At 47.3% G+C, this 15,634-nt stretch carries 18 protein-coding genes and 1 pseudogene; 5 read left to right on the top strand and 14 right to left on the bottom strand.

Features of this window, described 5'->3' with window-relative positions:
* The 3 genes and pseudogenes from ADA01nite_RS23170 to ADA01nite_RS22895 form a co-directional block, all read right to left on the bottom strand.
* A partial coding sequence (locus ADA01nite_RS23170; RefSeq protein ID WP_371863586.1) for a methyl-accepting chemotaxis protein occupies positions 1-327 on the bottom strand: 327 nt, incomplete at its 3' end.
* Between the two features lie 267 nt (positions 328-594).
* A pseudogene (locus tag ADA01nite_RS23165) lies at positions 595-1,056 on the bottom strand (protoglobin domain-containing protein); the annotation flags it as partial.
* A 456-nt stretch (positions 1,057-1,512) separates the two neighbouring features.
* Positions 1,513-2,295 carry a M15 family metallopeptidase gene (locus ADA01nite_RS22895; RefSeq protein ID WP_281286049.1) on the bottom strand — a complete coding sequence of 261 codons (783 nt, stop codon included), beginning with the start codon at positions 2,293-2,295 and terminating at the stop codon, positions 1,513-1,515.
* Positions 2,296-2,556: 261 nt separating this feature from the next.
* Between ADA01nite_RS22895 and ADA01nite_RS19700 the strand changes: the two genes are divergently transcribed.
* On the top strand, positions 2,557-2,811 hold the full coding sequence (locus ADA01nite_RS19700; RefSeq protein ID WP_146812141.1) for a hypothetical protein: 255 nt from the start codon (positions 2,557-2,559) through the stop codon (positions 2,809-2,811).
* A gap of 221 nt (positions 2,812-3,032) precedes the next feature.
* Here ADA01nite_RS19700 and ADA01nite_RS19695 read toward each other — a convergent pair whose 3' ends face one another.
* Genes ADA01nite_RS19695 through ADA01nite_RS19680 form a run of 4 tightly spaced genes read right to left on the bottom strand, consistent with a single transcriptional unit; the run spans position 3,033 to position 6,105 of the window.
* Positions 3,033-3,455 carry a Fur family transcriptional regulator gene (locus tag ADA01nite_RS19695; protein WP_146812140.1) on the bottom strand — a complete coding sequence of 141 codons (423 nt, stop codon included), beginning with the start codon at positions 3,453-3,455 and terminating at the stop codon, positions 3,033-3,035.
* Between the two features lie 19 nt (positions 3,456-3,474).
* A complete protein-coding gene (locus ADA01nite_RS19690) occupies positions 3,475-4,314 on the bottom strand; it encodes a metal ABC transporter permease (protein WP_146812139.1) in 840 nt (279 codons plus the stop codon).
* A 16-nt stretch (positions 4,315-4,330) separates the two neighbouring features.
* Positions 4,331-5,086, bottom strand: coding sequence for a metal ABC transporter ATP-binding protein (locus ADA01nite_RS19685; protein ID WP_146812138.1), 756 nt, complete (start codon positions 5,084-5,086; stop codon positions 4,331-4,333).
* A complete protein-coding gene (locus ADA01nite_RS19680; RefSeq protein ID WP_246147429.1) occupies positions 5,083-6,105 on the bottom strand; it encodes a metal ABC transporter substrate-binding protein in 1,023 nt (340 codons plus the stop codon). Before ADA01nite_RS19680 ends, ADA01nite_RS19685 begins: the two co-directional genes overlap by 4 nt.
* A 332-nt stretch (positions 6,106-6,437) precedes the next feature.
* Between ADA01nite_RS19680 and ADA01nite_RS19675 the strand changes: the two genes are divergently transcribed.
* Positions 6,438-7,643: a glycosyl hydrolase family 18 protein gene (locus ADA01nite_RS19675; RefSeq protein WP_146812137.1), complete on the top strand. Its 1,206-nt coding sequence runs from the start codon at positions 6,438-6,440 to the stop codon at positions 7,641-7,643.
* A 95-nt stretch (positions 7,644-7,738) separates the two neighbouring features.
* Here ADA01nite_RS19675 and ADA01nite_RS19670 read toward each other — a convergent pair whose 3' ends face one another.
* From ADA01nite_RS19670 to ADA01nite_RS19660, 3 genes are read right to left on the bottom strand one after another with little or no spacing between them, the layout of a single operon-like run.
* On the bottom strand, positions 7,739-9,142 hold the full coding sequence (locus tag ADA01nite_RS19670) for a nucleoside recognition domain-containing protein (RefSeq protein ID WP_146812136.1): 1,404 nt from the start codon (positions 9,140-9,142) through the stop codon (positions 7,739-7,741).
* The gene (locus tag ADA01nite_RS19665; protein ID WP_146812135.1) at positions 9,127-9,927 is read right to left on the bottom strand and encodes a FeoB small GTPase domain-containing protein; all 801 of its coding nucleotides are present in this window, start codon (positions 9,925-9,927) and stop codon (positions 9,127-9,129) included. The genes ADA01nite_RS19670 and ADA01nite_RS19665 overlap by 16 nt, the downstream gene beginning before the upstream one ends.
* 18 nt (positions 9,928-9,945) lie before the next feature.
* Positions 9,946-10,194, bottom strand: a complete 249-nt coding sequence (locus ADA01nite_RS19660; protein ID WP_146812134.1) for a FeoA family protein — start codon at positions 10,192-10,194, stop codon at positions 9,946-9,948.
* A 244-nt stretch (positions 10,195-10,438) separates the two neighbouring features.
* Between ADA01nite_RS19660 and ADA01nite_RS19655 the strand changes: the two genes are divergently transcribed.
* Entirely contained in the window at positions 10,439-11,185 is a 747-nt protein-coding gene (locus tag ADA01nite_RS19655; protein ID WP_146812133.1) for a J domain-containing protein, read from the top strand.
* Positions 11,186-11,376: 191 nt separating this feature from the next.
* Here the strand turns inward: ADA01nite_RS19655 and ADA01nite_RS19650 are convergent, their stop codons facing one another.
* Genes ADA01nite_RS19650 through ADA01nite_RS19640 form a run of 3 tightly spaced genes read right to left on the bottom strand, consistent with a single transcriptional unit; the run spans position 11,377 to position 13,775 of the window.
* Complete coding sequence (locus ADA01nite_RS19650) at positions 11,377-12,117, bottom strand: ABC transporter permease (RefSeq protein WP_146812132.1); 741 nt, start codon at positions 12,115-12,117, stop codon at positions 11,377-11,379.
* Positions 12,118-12,129: 12 nt separating this feature from the next.
* Complete coding sequence (locus ADA01nite_RS19645; RefSeq protein ID WP_146812131.1) at positions 12,130-12,867, bottom strand: ABC transporter permease; 738 nt, start codon at positions 12,865-12,867, stop codon at positions 12,130-12,132.
* Entirely contained in the window at positions 12,864-13,775 is a 912-nt protein-coding gene (locus tag ADA01nite_RS19640; RefSeq protein WP_146812130.1) for an ABC transporter ATP-binding protein, read from the bottom strand. Before ADA01nite_RS19640 ends, ADA01nite_RS19645 begins: the two co-directional genes overlap by 4 nt.
* 177 nt (positions 13,776-13,952) lie before the next feature.
* Here ADA01nite_RS19640 and ADA01nite_RS19635 point away from each other — a divergent pair, with 177 nt between their 5' ends.
* A complete protein-coding gene (locus tag ADA01nite_RS19635; protein ID WP_146812129.1) occupies positions 13,953-14,858 on the top strand; it encodes a DNA adenine methylase in 906 nt (301 codons plus the stop codon).
* A gap of 94 nt (positions 14,859-14,952) precedes the next feature.
* Positions 14,953-15,183: a hypothetical protein gene (locus ADA01nite_RS19630; protein WP_146812128.1), complete on the top strand. Its 231-nt coding sequence runs from the start codon at positions 14,953-14,955 to the stop codon at positions 15,181-15,183.
* 41 nt (positions 15,184-15,224) lie between these two features.
* Here the strand turns inward: ADA01nite_RS19630 and ADA01nite_RS19625 are convergent.
* Positions 15,225-15,634, bottom strand: a 410-nt coding sequence (locus tag ADA01nite_RS19625) for a sensor histidine kinase (protein WP_146812127.1), incomplete at its 5' end; no start/stop codon positions are given.

The following is a 15,634-nucleotide window of genomic DNA, read 5'->3' as shown; positions in this document are numbered from 1 at the left end:
TAGCTGGTTGATCCCCTCCACTCCATTGGATACCAAAATATTAGCCTGGGCTACGGATTGGTTGACTCCTGCGATTCCCTTGTTCGTTTCAGAAATGAGTGTACTTACATTATCTAAACTGCTTTTCGTTTGTTCTGCAAGTTTTCTGACTTCATCGGCAACAACAGCAAATCCTCTTCCATATTCTCCAGCCCGTGCTGCTTCAATGGCGGCATTCAGAGCTAAAAGATTGGTTTGATCAGCAATGGAAGAAACGATTCCAGTAACATCTTGAATTTTTGCAGATGTTACTTTGAGCGTTTCAATCTGTTCATTGACTTCATTCATACATATTTCAATCTTTTTCATTGCTTCCATCTGCTCATTCAGACGTTGTTGCGCATCTAAGGATTGTTGCTCCGTTTCTTGTGCAGACATAGAGCCAGCCTGTGCAAAGGATACTACTTGCACGGATTGTGCTGAAACCTGTTGCAAGAAAGCCCTTGCCTGTTCCGCAATGGCAGCAAGCTCCTCTGCTGTCTCACGTACTTCCTTCTGAACTTCCCCTTTTGCCTTTTGAGCTTCTTGCTTGACTCGTTCATTTTCCTTGTCATCGGCCTCCAACACGATAACCTGTTCCAAGGACAGAATCTTACTTACGGCGTTGGAGAACACTGCATATTCTTCTTTACTCGTCGTGTTTGCAAGAACAATCTCATTTAAGCTGTTGGTCAAGTCCGCAAATGCAAGCATATACCACTTCGGTTGCAGTCCAATCCGCACATGTACATGTGCGATAATATGTCGCTGTTTTACAAAGTCTTCGTCAATCTTTCCAGAAAAAAGATTCACTAGATGCTGACTAAGCGTCTTCTTTAGACGTTCGATTGTACTGTTCTCTTGAATGATTTTCATTAAGCTGGATTCAAAGGCTAGATTAGAATAAAAATTTTGGACAATCTTATCAATATTTTCTTTCACATATGGTTGCAATAGTTGAATTGCGGATAAATCATATATTGTTAGCTTAGTCATTTGCAGTATTGTTGCAACATCGCTATTAGCCTTTACGGTAATTGCAACATTTTTTCATTTCGTTTAATTTGGTCAATAAGATTTTTAAGATCGTTTGTACTCTTTTTAAATAACTGTAACAATGATAGCCCCCCTTTTAACAGCATCCTTTCATAAAATGGTTGATCAGAATAGGATTTATTACATACACATATATATCGGGATTTTTTTCCTTATCTGAACATTTTATTGACAAATTCTACGACTTAAATGTTTTAAATAGTGAAAATACTAATAATGTAATCATATGTCATCTAACTCAAAAATAAAGCCTGCCGCCCAGAGCAGGGTAGCAGGGTCATTTTTGTTCGAGTTCCTTCATAATACGTTCGCCTTTTTCCCCATTGAAATCATTGTCTCGTTCTCTTCTCTCTTTTCCCTCATACCGCTAAAGCGTTAATTTTATGGCTCCTAACTAAGGTGACAATCAGAGTAACAACATTCTATTTGTAAGTTCTATTATCCATTCACCGCCTTCCGTCCGGATGCCTTCCGAATCTCGTCGGCCAGCTCGGCTAGTTCCCGTTGCTCTTTGCGCAGTGCATCAGCTGCTTGATGGAATTCATCAAGCTTCTGGGGACACTTGTCCGGCTTTGCGTTCTCCGCCTGCCACATCACCTGATACTGTTTGATTTGTCCGTCCTTCTCCTGCCACTGCGCCTGCAGAATAGCAAGGATTCTGTCTGCCTTTGCTGTTGGAATCGTGTATTTCTCCTCCTTCTTATCGATGATGATTGGTTCCGGAACCTGCACGGTCATAGACGGGCGCGACGGGCGCTCTCCAGCCTTCAGCTGCGCAATAGAAAAACCAAAAGTCATTTCAAAGTGAGGCATGTCCTTAAACGACTTAAAGTCGCCTCCCCACTTGAATCCTCTGGCTTTGAAAAGCGCCACTACTTCCATCCAATCTTTCTTTTGATTTTCATTGAAGTCTGTATCCGTATCCCACACAACGCTTTTCCCATCCGGAGTATAGAGCGCCATGTCAACGGCCAGTCCATAGTTATGGTAGCTGGTACCGCCTTTAGCGTTCGTCACGATTTTCCCCGGCTTTGTTCGGCCTTGTGCATACAATTCATTCTGTTCCGCAATCGAACGGTATGCCTGCGTAATTAATACGTAGATACCACGTTTCCACGCTTCGAATACGACTTCCCATGCCCGCTGTGCAACGGTCGGGTGCAGGTTTGGATCATTCAGTCGAAAGCTCTTTTGTTTAAGCCAGTCCCATGTAATGGTCATGTTCATCCCCCCTACTTTAGATTATGAAAACGCATAGATGCCCGTTTGTTACATCCGTTTATCTTCAAAATTTTGATTCGGTTGCTTAGCCGCATGCCATGAATATCGCTAATACATTTCGATGATGAAAAGGACGAGCTGAAAAAGATGGCATATAAAAAGCCGATCAATATGCAGAAAATGTCGAATAATTAGTTATTTATAATTATTATTATTTAAAATATAATAATAGAAAATATAGGTAAAAAAGGAGGCGTTCAGATGATTAAGTCTCAGGAATACAGGCTTGGAGTATTGAGAGGTATATACCTAAAGCATGTGCGAAGCCAGGGGAAGGAGGTAATAATAAACATTAAATCACGAACAGAACTACAGGCATACACATATTTAGCTAAACGTGGATTCATAAGCTTAAACATAGAGGAGACTAATCCTTCTCTCTTTAAAATACAGATCCTTCAGTTAGGTGTTGAATATATAGAAAATCTTGAAGTTAAAGATGGTGCAACAGCGTAAGGAATGGCGTACACTTGGCGTAATTTTGGCCGCAGATTGGCGCCCCGTTTTGAGATAGAGGGGGTACGATGATAGTGTTAGAAGATAAGCGAAGGAGCCGTCCGCAAAGTACAAAAAAGTCGCTTTAGCATACTAAAGGTGGTCAAAATGCGTTCAAATCACCTTTTTCGAGTTCTGTGGTCAATAAAAAAAAATAAAAACCCCTTATCTATCAAGGGGTTTCACACTTGCCGCTTTTCACAATGTGAGCAGTATCCGTATATTTCAAACTTATGCCCGGTAATCGTAAATCCTTCCGGCTCGCCAAACATTCCATCCAGCGGGCACGACTTGATGTGGCGCGTTTTCCCACAGGATAAGCAAATCAGATGGTGGTGATGATCACTGGTCGAGCAGCGGAACCGATACTTCCGCTCTCCGCCAAGCTCAGTCACTTCCAGAATATCCAGATCGGTAAACAGCGTTAGGTTCCGATACACCGTATCGAAACTCAGCGCCGGATATTTCTTCTGCATATACTCAAGCATGTCCCGTGCGGATAAATACCGCTTCTCCTTGGCGAAAATACGGATCATCTCTTCCCGCTTGCCCGTATACTTATAACCGTGCTCTTTGAGCACCTGCAAAGCTTGCTCTAAGGTCATGGTGTCCACCGCCTTTTTTTTAATTCAGAGAGTTGCGCAGCCGTTTAACGGCCAATACACACATGAGCAGCAGAACGGCAATGAGCACGATCGTGCCACCTGAAGCTAAATCGAATGTGTATGCAATGACGAGGCCGCTTAGCACAGATATTTCTCCAAAAATAATAGCATACACAAATGTTTGCCGGAAGCTGTCTGCCAGCTGCAGCGCGGCTGCAACCGGAAGCGTAATCAGTGCGGAAACGAGCAGAATACCAACCACTTGCATGGCGATGCTAATGACCAGCGCCACCAGCACGCTGAATATGATATTAATCAAGTTGCGCGGGACACCGGAAATGCGGGCGCCTTCTTCATCAAACGACAGATATAATAGTTCTTTGTAGAACAGCCATACGATCGCGATAACCAGCAGACTGGCAATCACGACGCGCCATAAATCTTCTTCCGTCACTGACAGCAGGCTGCCGAACAAATAACCGAACAAATCAACATTAAATCCATTCGCCAGACTAATCAGCACAACACCAAGCCCGATCCCCGTGGAGAGAATAATGGGAATCGCAAGCTCTTGATAGAACTTGTACGCCTGACGCAGTTTATCCACCATAAACGCGCCACCCACCGAAAACACCATGCCGGCATAAACCGGACTTACATTCTGAAAAAAAGGTATATACTGCGCCAATAGCAGCCCCGCCGCCACACCCGACAGTGTAATATGCGATAACGCATCCGCAATCAGCGACATCCGCCGCACCACCAGAAAAACACCGATCAGCGGCGCCACGAAACCGATAATGAGCCCGGAAAGCAGCGCATGCTGCATGAACGCATAATTCATAATCGCTTCTATCATACTACGTAAATCCCTTCTAATGGTCATGGTGCAGAACATGAACGTCATGCCCGTATGACCTCAGCAAAATTTCAGGACGCATCCGCTCAAACTCTTCCGCTCCCCCGTGAAAATGAAGCCTATGATTTAAACAGGCAATGGAATGCATTTTCGTACTAACCGCACCCATATCATGGGAGACGAGAATCATGGAAATATGACGCTCCTCATTCAACTTCCTCAACAGCTCATAAAACTGCGCTTCCGAATGTGCATCCACACCGACGGTCGGTTCATCCAAAATCAGCACGTCCGGATCACTGACCAGCGCCCGCGCAATAAATACGCGCTGCTGTTGCCCGCCGGATAGGCGGCCGATGTTCCGATTCCCGAATTCGCCCATTCCCACTGTCGCGATCGCTTCCTGCACTCGCTCTTTCTCTCTTTTGCCGGGACGACGAAACAATCCCATCTTTCCTGTCAATCCCATCATCACTACTTCAAATACGGTCGCCGGAAAGCCTGTATTAAAGCTATTCGCTTTTTGTGAAACGTAGCCGATACGTGACCATTGGTCGAATTTACGAAGCGGCTTCCCGAACCATTCCACACTTCCTTCCTGCATCGGGATCGCGCCAAGGATGATTTTAAGCAAAGTAGACTTGCCGGAACCATTCGGTCCGACAAGTCCCATCATTTCACCCTTGTGCAGTTGAAAGGAAACATCTTCAAGCACAGGCTTGCTCCCGTAACGATAGGAGATATGCTTCACATCTAAAATGATGTCACTCACTGTACTTCCAGCACCTTTTTTAATGTAGTTAGATTGTCTTTCATAATATCTGTATAGGTTTTGCCCGCATCAAATTGTTCTTTTGTTACATTCTCAAGCGTATACAGCGTCACGGCTTCCGCCCCCGTTTCACGCTGCACCGTCTTGGCCACTTTATTCTCAACAAGTCCTTCAAACGCTACATATTTAATATTATGCGCTTTAGCTGTTTCAATCAATTGTTTTAGCTGCTGCTGTGTCGGCTCCTGGGAAGGGGAGAGTCCAGAGACGGATAACTGCTCCAATCCATAATGCCCGGCCAGGTACGTAAATGCTTTGTGTGAGACGATAAATTCCTTCTTTTTGGCTTTCGCTACTGCGTCTTTGTATTCTTTGTCCAGCGCATCCAGTTGCTGTGCCAGCTTATTGTAGTTCGCTTCATAATCGGCTTTGTGCGCAGGGTCCACTTCGGTCAGAGCTGTTTTGATATTGGCCGCTTGCTGCTTGGCAAGTACAGGATTCAACCACACATGCGGATCGTACTTGCCGTGATCATGCTCATCTTCATGCCCGTGTTCTTCCATGTTTGCAGCCTCCTCTTCATGGCTGTGCTCTCCTTCATGTACCTGCTCACCTTCATGGGCATGTTCATCCGGTTCCACCAACTGCAGTCCCTGGCTCGCATCCACTACCTTCGTTTTCTGTGAATCCAAATTCTTCGTCATATTGTCAATCCATGCTTCGTAGCCCGCTCCGTTATAAACAAACAACCTGGCTTCATTTACTTTCCCGATATCTTTGGCGGACGGCTCGTAGTCGTGCGCTTCTGCGCCTGGCGGCAGCAGGCTATTCACTTTTACATGATCACCGCCAATGGCGCGTACGAAGTCATATAAAGGAAATAACGTCGTATATACTTCTACCTTACCGTCTTCCCCTTTTCCCGCCTCGACACCTTCCTGCCCGCATCCTGTTAGAAATATGGAAAGCATAAGACTTAATGTAAGTAATCCGTACAAAATTTTATGATACCCTTTCACTTCGTTCCCCTCCTGCTCTACAAGCATAAATAAGATTATTTCCGATTTATCCAAAGTTAGTATAACGGAATGATCACGATTTGTAAACAAGGAGTTATTATACTATGTATTCTGCATTGCCGCAATAAAAGAGCCGTTACAAAAATACCGCTTTCTTATTCATCATTTTTCAGAAAAATTACGCTTTCTTTTATAACATATATGCCCATCCACCGGCAGACAATTACATACAGCAGCTAAATCATCATACAAAAACTCCATAAATTGCATACATGTCTCTTGGATAAATTCTCTATGCCACCGGAAAAATAGGAAAAAAAGGAGTTAATACGATGAAGAAAATAGCAGGCCTCATCCTTGCTCTCTCTCTGGTCTTCACAGGATGCGGCGGAGGCGGAAACAATCAGAAGCAGGGGGCAGCCAATCCGAAAAACGAGACGAAGCCTCAAGCACGCGTACAGCAGCAAAATGGAGTGAATCCTCATCCGCGCACGCAGCAGATTAAGACGGCGAACCGTAAACCTCAAGAAATTACACCATTGCAAACCGTCCACAAAAAAACGGCGATCGATACAATCGGATTTCTCGAACCGATTGTACCAAACAAGGCCGTTGCAGACGTAAAAGACACTAAAAACAGCTTGTCCTATGCCGCCTTTTTCAGCTATCGGGTAAAACCTGACGGAAATCTGATTCCGATTAATGACGAAAAGGCGCTTGCCGCAGCACGAAAATCCGGTGCGGCTCCAATGATGGTGCTGACGAATTTTGCGGAAGGAAATTTCTCTCCCGATATCGCTCATCGTGTCTTCACAGACAAGGCTGTATCCAAGCGATTAATCAAAAATGTAATTAACACAATGAATGCAAAAGGCTATAAAGCTTTAAACATCGACTTTGAACACATTCGACCAAAGGATCGTCAGCTTTATAACGGTTTTCTCGAAACGATTTTTCCCCAGGTGCGAAAAGCGGGATATGCCGTTTCTACGGCATTGGCTCCCAAGACAAGTGATGAGCAATCCGGACCATGGCATGGAGCCCATGATTACAAAAGACATGGCGAACTTGCTGATTTCGTTATTTTAATGACATACGAATGGGGATGGTCCGGCGGTCCTCCGATGGCGGTGGCTCCGATTCCGCAGGTACGCCAGGTACTCGACTATGCCGTCTCGGTTATTCCCCGCCAAAAAATTATAATGGGGGCTCCGCTGTACGGCTACGACTGGACACTTCCTTATAAAAAGGGAAATCCTTTCGCGAAGAGAATAGCGCCGCAAGAAGCCGCCGATCTGGCAATTAAAAAGGGCGCAGACGTGAAATATGACAACAAAGCGCATGCGCCCTGGTTCAACTATACGGACGACAAGGGAAAGAAACACGTGGTCTGGTTTGAGAATGAACAAAGCATGCAGGCGAAGTTCAATCAGGTGAAGGATTATGGATTACGCGGAGTGGCCTACTGGGTGCTTGGCGAACCTTTCCCGCAAAACTGGGCGATGCTTAAGGACCAGTTTGTAATTAAAAGGCATTAGACTTATTATCGAAGAAAAAGGTGTTTACCGGCTACTCGGCAAACACCTTTTTCTTCGCACATTACTACGCCGCATACATAGCTGAATCTAACGCTTTACACCCAGCCAAAATAGCGAACCACTTGAGCTACGATAAAGCACACTGCCACCGCAATCGACAGCGGAATCAGCGCCGCAAGCACGGTCCACTTCACACTCTTTGTCTCTTTAGCAATCGTGTAAATCGTCGTGCCGCACGGATAATGAAGCAGCGAAAACAGCATCACATTTAATGCAGTCAGCCACGTCCAGCCATGCTCCAAGAACAATGTCTTGAGCGCATTCATATCGTCGAGTTCCACCATCGCTCCGGACGCCATGTACCCCATAATTAAGATAGGTACGACGATCTCATTTGCCGGAAGTCCCAGCAGAAATGCCATCAGAATATAACCGTCCAGTCCAATCGCATGAGCAAACGGGGTAAGCCAGCCCGCGATATGGTCAAGCACATGCTGATCGCCGACCGTAATGTTAGCGAGAAGCCATATAACGATACCGGCAGGTGCTGCGGTAATGACCGCACGCTTCAGAACAAACAATGTTTTGTCATACACCGAACGGACGATGGTGCGTCCGAACTGCGGCTTGCGGTATGGCGGAAGCTCCAGCGTAAAATGGGACGGAACGCCGCGCAGCATTGTCTTAGACAATGCCCAGGAGACAAACAGCGTCATCATAATGCCGAACAGTACCATGCCGACCACAATCAAAGCCGCCGCCGTCACGTTTGCGCCTATGCCGACCGCACCGGCCAGGAACAGCGATGACAGCAAAATCAACGTCGGCCACCGCCCGTTGCACGGAACGAAATTGTTCGTCAGAATCGCAATCATCCGCTCACGCGGCGACTCGATAATCCGGCAGGAAATAATGCCCGCCGCATTACAGCCGAAGCCCATCGCCATCGTCAACGACTGCTTCCCGTGGCCGCCTGCCTTCTTGAACAGGCGGTCCAAATTGAACGCTACACGCGGCAAATATCCAAAGTCTTCAAGCAGCGCAAACAGCGGGAAGAAAATCGCCATCGGCGGCAGCATAACTGAGACAACCCATGAGACGCCGCGGTATAGTCCAAGCACAAGGATACCGTGCAGCCATGCCGGAGCACCTGCCCACATGAACAGATCCGTCAACTTCCCTTCCAGCCAGCCGAATCCGTCCGCCAGCAGACCGGAAGGCACATTCGCTCCGGCAATCGTTACCCAGAACACCGCTCCCAGCAGTGCCAGCATGATGGGAAATCCGAAATAACGGGATGTCAGAATCGCATCCAGCCTGCCGTCCCAGTCGATTCTCCTACGTTCCGATCTGCTCGTAACTTCTTCCGCAATGCTCTGCGAGTGCTGATAAATTTTTTCCACAATACCATCCCGCATCGGCTTTTTGTATTCCGTCCGTACCTGACGGGCAATGGCATGCAGACGATGGATATCCTCTCTCTCTATGCTTGCGGCCATGAAGGTGACACCTCCCTCCCCAGCGTGTGCTTCGGTAACTCGGCATCCGCCATATACTTCTCAATATCCTCAAGCAGCGTACTATCTCCGTCCAACAGACGCAGCGCTACCCAGCGTGCTTTCATCGTTCCTTTTAGCAACGGGGCAAGCTGGACTTCCAGTTCGCAAATCGCCTGCTCTACTTCTTCGTCGTATCGCAAGACGAGTGGCGACGGAACGACTTTGCCTGCAGCTACATCAAAGAGTCGATCTTTCAATTCGCTCAGGCCCTGTCTCTGACGCGCAGCCGTCGCCACCACCGGTACCCCCAGTTTTTGCGCAAGTCCTTCTATATCTACCGTGATGCCTTTGCGCTTCGCCTCATCCATCAAATTTACGCACAGTACGACCTGATCGGTCATTTCCATAACCTGCAGTGCCAGATTCAAATTCCGCTCCAGCGCCGTTGCATCTACGACGACGAGCGTTACATCCGGCCTTCCAAAGCAGATAAAATCACGGGCCACCTGCTCATCCACGGAATTCGGCAACAGCGAATATGTTCCCGGCAAATCAACCAGAAGAAAAGGTTGACCTTTATGCATAAACGTCCCCTGCGCATTCCCTACCGTTTTTCCCGGCCAGTTTCCGGTATGCTGGTTAAGGCCGGTCAGCGCGTTGAACACGGTACTCTTCCCGGTATTCGGATTGCCGGCGAGCGCAACAACTTTCTGCTCTACCGAGGCTTCAATCCCGAATTTGCGCTGTAGAAGTTCCACTCTCTTCTCCGCGGACAATCTCTTCATCGGTTTTCCTCCTTAATTTCAAAGTGGTTCAACCATAATCCTTCTCGCGTCTTCCCTGCGTAGCCCGATGGTCGTTCCGCGTATCCGGTACGCTGTCGGGTCTCCGATTGGGCTGCGCAGTATGACTTCCACGATCGTCTGCGGTACAACTCCTAAGTCCAGCAGACGGCGGCGTACCAGTCCTTCAGCGGATAACTCCAGTACTTTCGCTCTGCCGCCAGGCGCCAGCTCAGATAAAGGAATCGCCGTTTGTCTCTTCTCAGTCATCCAATCACCTCCGACTCCTTCCAAATCTTGTCTTACAGCCAAATATTTTACCTAACGCAACTTTTCTCGTAAAAAAACATTGCTTCTACGCTACTTTCCCTATATAAATTATTTTGCGTAAGGGCAAAAAATGCAAGTGTTTTTTCTTAAGATGGTATATTACTTACTGTATTTCATTGTCATCTTTTTTGTGCTATCGTCTTAGGTGAAAAATTCGCGATTTCATTCAGACAAGGAGAAACCTATGTGTAGAGAACATCATGAACTCCGCCAGCATCCGGAGCGAACAAGCGTGACAGTAACGGATGCCTATTTAATCAGCGTGGTACAGGCTGTTGAAAATCTGCTTCCCATCTGGCGGCAGCGCTTGGAAGACGGGCTTATCCGCCTGGATTTTGCGGTAGAAGTCGGGAGAAAATTAATGCCGAAAGCACAGGAAAGACTGTTTGATTTCCTGCGTGACCATCCTGTGCCAAAAAATCATGAGAGCAAAGTACTGCTCGCCTTCTCATTCGACATGCCTGAGTGGGCCGTGTTGGAAGTACTGCGATTATATAAGCAGGCTGACAAAGTCCGTGATGCGATTATAAAGTATAACGATTTAATGGATTTATACGAAGAGCTAATGTATGAGGATTTTGAATACCGCTTCTTTGAAAATAAACTGCCGAAAGATGAGCAGAAGCTGTCGGAATCACTGACCGGATACCGAAAACGACTGCAAGCGCTGCATGAACAGGCTCCTCGTTTTCGCGATAAAAATGCCTACAGCCGGATGTATAGCGATAGCTCCTCTTCTTCGCGCCGCACGCTCTCTGCCGAAGCAGCAAACTCACAGAATATACGCCAATTGCTCGGCGTAAACGAGAACGCCTCAGACGAAGAAGTAAAGAAACGGTACCGTCATTTGATGAAAGTACTGCATCCGGACCGCGGCGGCAGCGCCTACCTGTTCGATCTGGTGAAAAAAGCGTACGAGGCGGAAAAATAGACGCTAATTTTTCTGGAAAAACAGGTTCTTGTCCATACAATTTCTTCACAATTGAATATAGTAATAGGAGAAGGCAGTCTCATCTTCCTCCTATTACAGCAAAGCCGCTTCGCACCGGCGGAGATTGTGCGTAACCTTCCCTCCTCCCTTCCAACCAGCCTGTACGTTCATACAGGCTGGTTCAATTTTTTCTACATCATATCCCGTTTTCTAAACTCTCTAAATCCAAGCAAAAGGAAAAGTGCAAACAAAGCAGCCGCTATCCCGTACATAACCGTGTCCTGTTCAAATTTTTCCATTGAAGGTCCAAAGTAAGTCATTACCGGATACGTCCATGGATAGTATATCCAGAAGTGCTCCGAATTCGCTGCAAAGATTGTGGGCGCGGCCAGGCCGGTCCCAAGCGCCAGCGGCACGCCAGCATGCGAGAAACGAAAGCTTAATACGAATTGCACCGCCACCACCGGCAGTACCGCGATAAATGCGAGCAGACCCCGACCCAAAAGCAATCCATACGGAACCGCTCCTTCGGCCCCTACAGCGAGACCTGCCAAGAGTGTACCTGCACTTAATACACTTAAGTTTAAAAAAACAAGCAGGCAGGCTATTATCAACTTAGACACATATACTTGTGCACGTGTTACCGGTAACGCCAGCAGTTGCTTCCATCCATTCTGTCCATGTTCTATCCGCGCCAGGAGTGCCATCAGAATCGTAATCACCAGCGGAAGCAGCAATGAAGGATACAAAATTATGCATTGCTCATATAATATCTCCCATTCCGTACGCCTGCTGTTTGCAAATGCACTGTCCCGATAGCGCATAAAATTCGCCACGCCCTGCAGTACCAGAAACAGCGGCGCAAGCACAGCAATCCAGACAACGCCAGAACGGCGCAGCTTCATTAATTCCGAAGTAAGCAATCGCATCATTTTCTCTCCCTCCTATACAATGTCCCGCCTGCGAAATTCCAGCATGCCCAGCCCTAACAGCAAGGGGCCTGCAATCAGTCCGCTCCATACGGGACGATTATTCGCCACATCTTCGAACGGTATAGCATATAAAATTACCGCATGAGGAAAAAAACTCAGCACCTCCGATTGACCGAGGAAAATCGCGCACACGCTTAGCCCCACGCCTATGACGATGGGCGCCATGACATTCTGAAAACGGGAGCTAATCCAATGCTGGAAGCTGACAATGCCAAGGGCACCGATAGCCTGATAGAGCACATACTCTCCGTATAAATCAGAAGGAAACGGCTCACTAAATCCGAGCAGCTTGCCTATAGCAAACAGGGCCAGCATAAGAACAATGACAGCGGAGTATGTGAATAGCACAATTAGCAGCCACTTGGATAGATACACGCTGCGCCGCGTCACCGGCAGACTCAGCAAATGTTTCCACGCATTTTCGCTGAATTCCCGATAATGAACAATCGCGGCAATGAGCGTAATTCCTATCGGCATAAACATCGCCCATAAATAAACCAGCTCGCCCAACATAACTCCCCAGGGGCCTAAATCCGCCTGTTCGCTCTTTGTGAGAAGGTAATCATAACGAACCCGTACGTCGATGAAAACGAGGGCGGCGATAAGCAACGGCCCGCCAAACACGAGCCACCACATTACACCATTCTTCTGTTTATACAGCTCCGTCGTAAAAACAGCCATCCGGCTCATACACTGTCCGCCTCCTTCGTCAGCTCAAGAAAAATATCTTCGAGTGACTTTCTCTCTTCGCTTATATGGAACACGTCGTGGCCTGCAAGCACTAGATGCCTGTTTACTTCTGCTGCAAGACTTCTGTCCGCCTCCACATATAATGCATGCTCCTTCTTCCGCGCGCGATATCCGGCATGGAACAGCAAGCGTGCCGCTTCATCCGGCCGCTCCACTTCCACCTTCAATTTCACTTCGCTTCGCTCCTGAAGCTTTGCAAGCTCACCTTCAAACAGCAGCTTCCCCCGACTGATAATGCCCACCCGGTCAGCGATTAACTCAACTTCCCGCAGAATATGGCTCGAAACAAGCACCGTCATGTCCATACGCTCGGGAAGACTCACAATCAGATCGCGAATCTCATGGATTCCTGCCGGATCCAATCCATTGGTTGGCTCATCAAGAATGAGCAACTCCGGGCTTCCAAGCAGCGCCTGGGCGATGCCGAGCCGCTGTTTCATGCCAAGCGAGTAATGCTTTACCTTTTTGTGCTTCCATTCCGTCAACCTTACAATCTCAAGCGTCCTGTCGATGTCTTGGCGATCGGCATTCAGCAATTTGCGCGTAATCTCCAGATTCTCATATCCGGTCAAATGTCCGTAGTAAGAAGGGGATTCTACCAGCGACCCCACTTTTTTTGCGATTTCGATTCGGTGATGGGCAAGCGACTTATCAAAGATTCGCACTTCGCCTTTTGTTGGACGAATGAGTCCGAGCAGCATCCGGATGGTCGTCGTTTTTCCTGCCCCATTCGGTCCGAGAAAGCCGTATATCTCCCCCTTCTTTACATTGAGCGAGAGGCTATCAACCGGTGTAAATCCTTTAAATGTCTTGGTCAGATTATCCGTTTCAATCACAAGTGAACTCATCTTCATTCTCCCATCTGTATTGTCGATTTATCTTCATTGTAGTTTCCTTTCCTTAACCTCCCTTTCAGCCTTCCTTAATTCTGGATTAATTTCGCTTTCCTTCAGCACATGAAAAGGAATATGTGTTTGCTTTTTCGTCGTGGTAGAATAGAAGCATACGAATACGGGGTGTGAAGCATGTACAGAAAAGAAGATTTGCGGCCCGTGTTAAAATGGGCCGGGGGAAAACGGCAGTTGCTTGCCGATATCGCGGCGCATATGCCCGCTGACTACGAATTGAACGAGCATGCATACTTTGAACCGTTCTTTGGAGGCGGTGCGGTATTGTTTCACTTCGCACCCCGACGGGCATACATTAACGATGTGAATGCCGAATTGATGCGGCTATATCGCACGATTAAGGAGCAGCCGGAAGCGCTCATAGAGCAGCTTCGAGAGCACCGGAATGAATCGGAGTATTTCTATGAAGTGCGGGCCTGGGATCGCTCTCCGGAATTTTCTTCGCTTTCGGATGCGCAGAAATCGGCGCGCATGATTTTTTTGAATCGGACGTGCTTTAACGGACTTCACAGAGTGAATTCGAAGGGATACTTCAATGTGCCATTCGGAAAATATAAGAATCCTGACATCGTACAGGAAGACGCCATCCGGGCTATCTCCGGCTATTTACGTTCCAACGATATCATCATGTCCGCGGGGGATTTTTCCGAACAGGTACTTGAGCACGCGCAGACGGGCGACTTTGTCTATTTCGATCCGCCGTACGATCCGGTAAGCGAAACGGCGGCGTTTACCGCCTATGCAACGGATGGGTTCACAAGGGACGACCAGCTCCGCCTGCGGGATGTCTACCGGCAATTGAGCGACCGCGGCTGCTTCGTTATGCTGTCGAATTCTTCAACAGACTTTATCCGCAATATCTACCAGGAATTTAACGTCTGCACCATCCATGCCAGAAGAAACATTAACTCGAAAGGAACCGGACGCGGCAAAGTCGACGAAGTACTGGTTTTGAATTATAAAAACATAAAAGGATACGAAGCGTCTGAACAACCAGATTCAGCCGCAGTACGAAATGAATAAAGAGCTTTATGTTATACCGACAATAATTTTATCGTTTGCATTTCCAAGGTATAATAGAGAATGCACTACTTATATTAAGAAATGAGGGTAAACAATGACGGAAGAGCAAATGAAGATGTTTAAGCAGATGTTTGAACAGGCATTACAGTTACCGGAAAAAGAGCAGATGATACTGTTCGAAGCAATGTCCAAAAATGCGAAAGAGTTTCTCGAGAACAATAAAGACTTCACCATAACACCTGAAATGTTAGAGATGTACAACCGACTCTCGCCGCAAATACAGGAAATGGTCAAGCAGTTCCTCACCCCATATATGAACAAATAGGCACCTTGCGCAGCATAAAAAGAACCGCCAGAACACTGAGCTTATCGTCCTGGCGGTTCTTTTTCTATACGTGAGAAAAGGATACGGACTCGTGTTCCCTCTCCTATTCTGCTCGTTACTTCAATATCACCTCCGTGCGCCTCAATAATCTGCCTGGCAATTGCCATGCCGAGTCCGGAGCCCTGGTGACGTTCATTCGTGCTCGTTCCCCTGTAGTACCGGGTGAATAGCTTCTCAATCTCGTCCTCTCCAATCCCCTGTCCGTCGTCTTCTATGATGACATCTATCGCTTCCGCCTGTTCCGCTATATACACCCTGATTTTCGTCTCCGGCGGATTATGAATCACCGCGTTATAGATAAGGTTCGTAAACGCTCGAATCAAAAATCCTCTATCAAACGCTAGAAAGATTTGTTCTTTCTCGGGATTGAACCTCTCATGGCTAAAGCCAC

Origin of the sequence: Aneurinibacillus danicus (genome assembly GCF_007991215.1) — a bacterium.
Lineage (GTDB): Bacteria > Bacillota > Bacilli > Aneurinibacillales > Aneurinibacillaceae > Aneurinibacillus > Aneurinibacillus danicus.
This window is presented reverse-complemented; position numbering and strand designations above follow the sequence as displayed.

Excerpts from the sequence above, each read along its gene's own strand:
- ADA01nite_RS19630 (WP_146812128.1), top strand. The coding sequence starts at position 14,953 with ATGACGGAAGAGCAAATGAAGATGTTTAAGCAGATGTTTGAACAGGCA.
- ADA01nite_RS19645 (WP_146812131.1), bottom strand. The coding sequence starts at position 12,867 with ATGAGCCGGATGGCTGTTTTTACGACGGAGCTGTATAAACAGAAGAAT.
- ADA01nite_RS19640 (WP_146812130.1), bottom strand. The coding sequence starts at position 13,775 with ATGAGTTCACTTGTGATTGAAACGGATAATCTGACCAAGACATTTAAA.
- ADA01nite_RS19670 (WP_146812136.1), bottom strand. The coding sequence starts at position 9,142 with ATGGCCGCAAGCATAGAGAGAGAGGATATCCATCGTCTGCATGCCATT.
- ADA01nite_RS19650 (WP_146812132.1), bottom strand. The coding sequence starts at position 12,117 with ATGATGCGATTGCTTACTTCGGAATTAATGAAGCTGCGCCGTTCTGGC.
- ADA01nite_RS19695 (WP_146812140.1), bottom strand. The coding sequence starts at position 3,455 with ATGACCTTAGAGCAAGCTTTGCAGGTGCTCAAAGAGCACGGTTATAAG.
- ADA01nite_RS19635 (WP_146812129.1), top strand. The coding sequence starts at position 13,953 with ATGTACAGAAAAGAAGATTTGCGGCCCGTGTTAAAATGGGCCGGGGGA.
- ADA01nite_RS19675 (WP_146812137.1), top strand. The coding sequence starts at position 6,438 with ATGAAGAAAATAGCAGGCCTCATCCTTGCTCTCTCTCTGGTCTTCACA.
- ADA01nite_RS19655 (WP_146812133.1), top strand. The coding sequence starts at position 10,439 with ATGTGTAGAGAACATCATGAACTCCGCCAGCATCCGGAGCGAACAAGC.
- ADA01nite_RS19665 (WP_146812135.1), bottom strand. The coding sequence starts at position 9,927 with ATGAAGAGATTGTCCGCGGAGAAGAGAGTGGAACTTCTACAGCGCAAA.
- ADA01nite_RS19660 (WP_146812134.1), bottom strand. The coding sequence starts at position 10,194 with ATGACTGAGAAGAGACAAACGGCGATTCCTTTATCTGAGCTGGCGCCT.
- ADA01nite_RS19700 (WP_146812141.1), top strand. The coding sequence starts at position 2,557 with ATGATTAAGTCTCAGGAATACAGGCTTGGAGTATTGAGAGGTATATAC.
- ADA01nite_RS19690 (WP_146812139.1), bottom strand. The coding sequence starts at position 4,314 with ATGATAGAAGCGATTATGAATTATGCGTTCATGCAGCATGCGCTGCTT.
- ADA01nite_RS22895 (WP_281286049.1), bottom strand. The coding sequence starts at position 2,295 with ATGACCATTACATGGGACTGGCTTAAACAAAAGAGCTTTCGACTGAAT.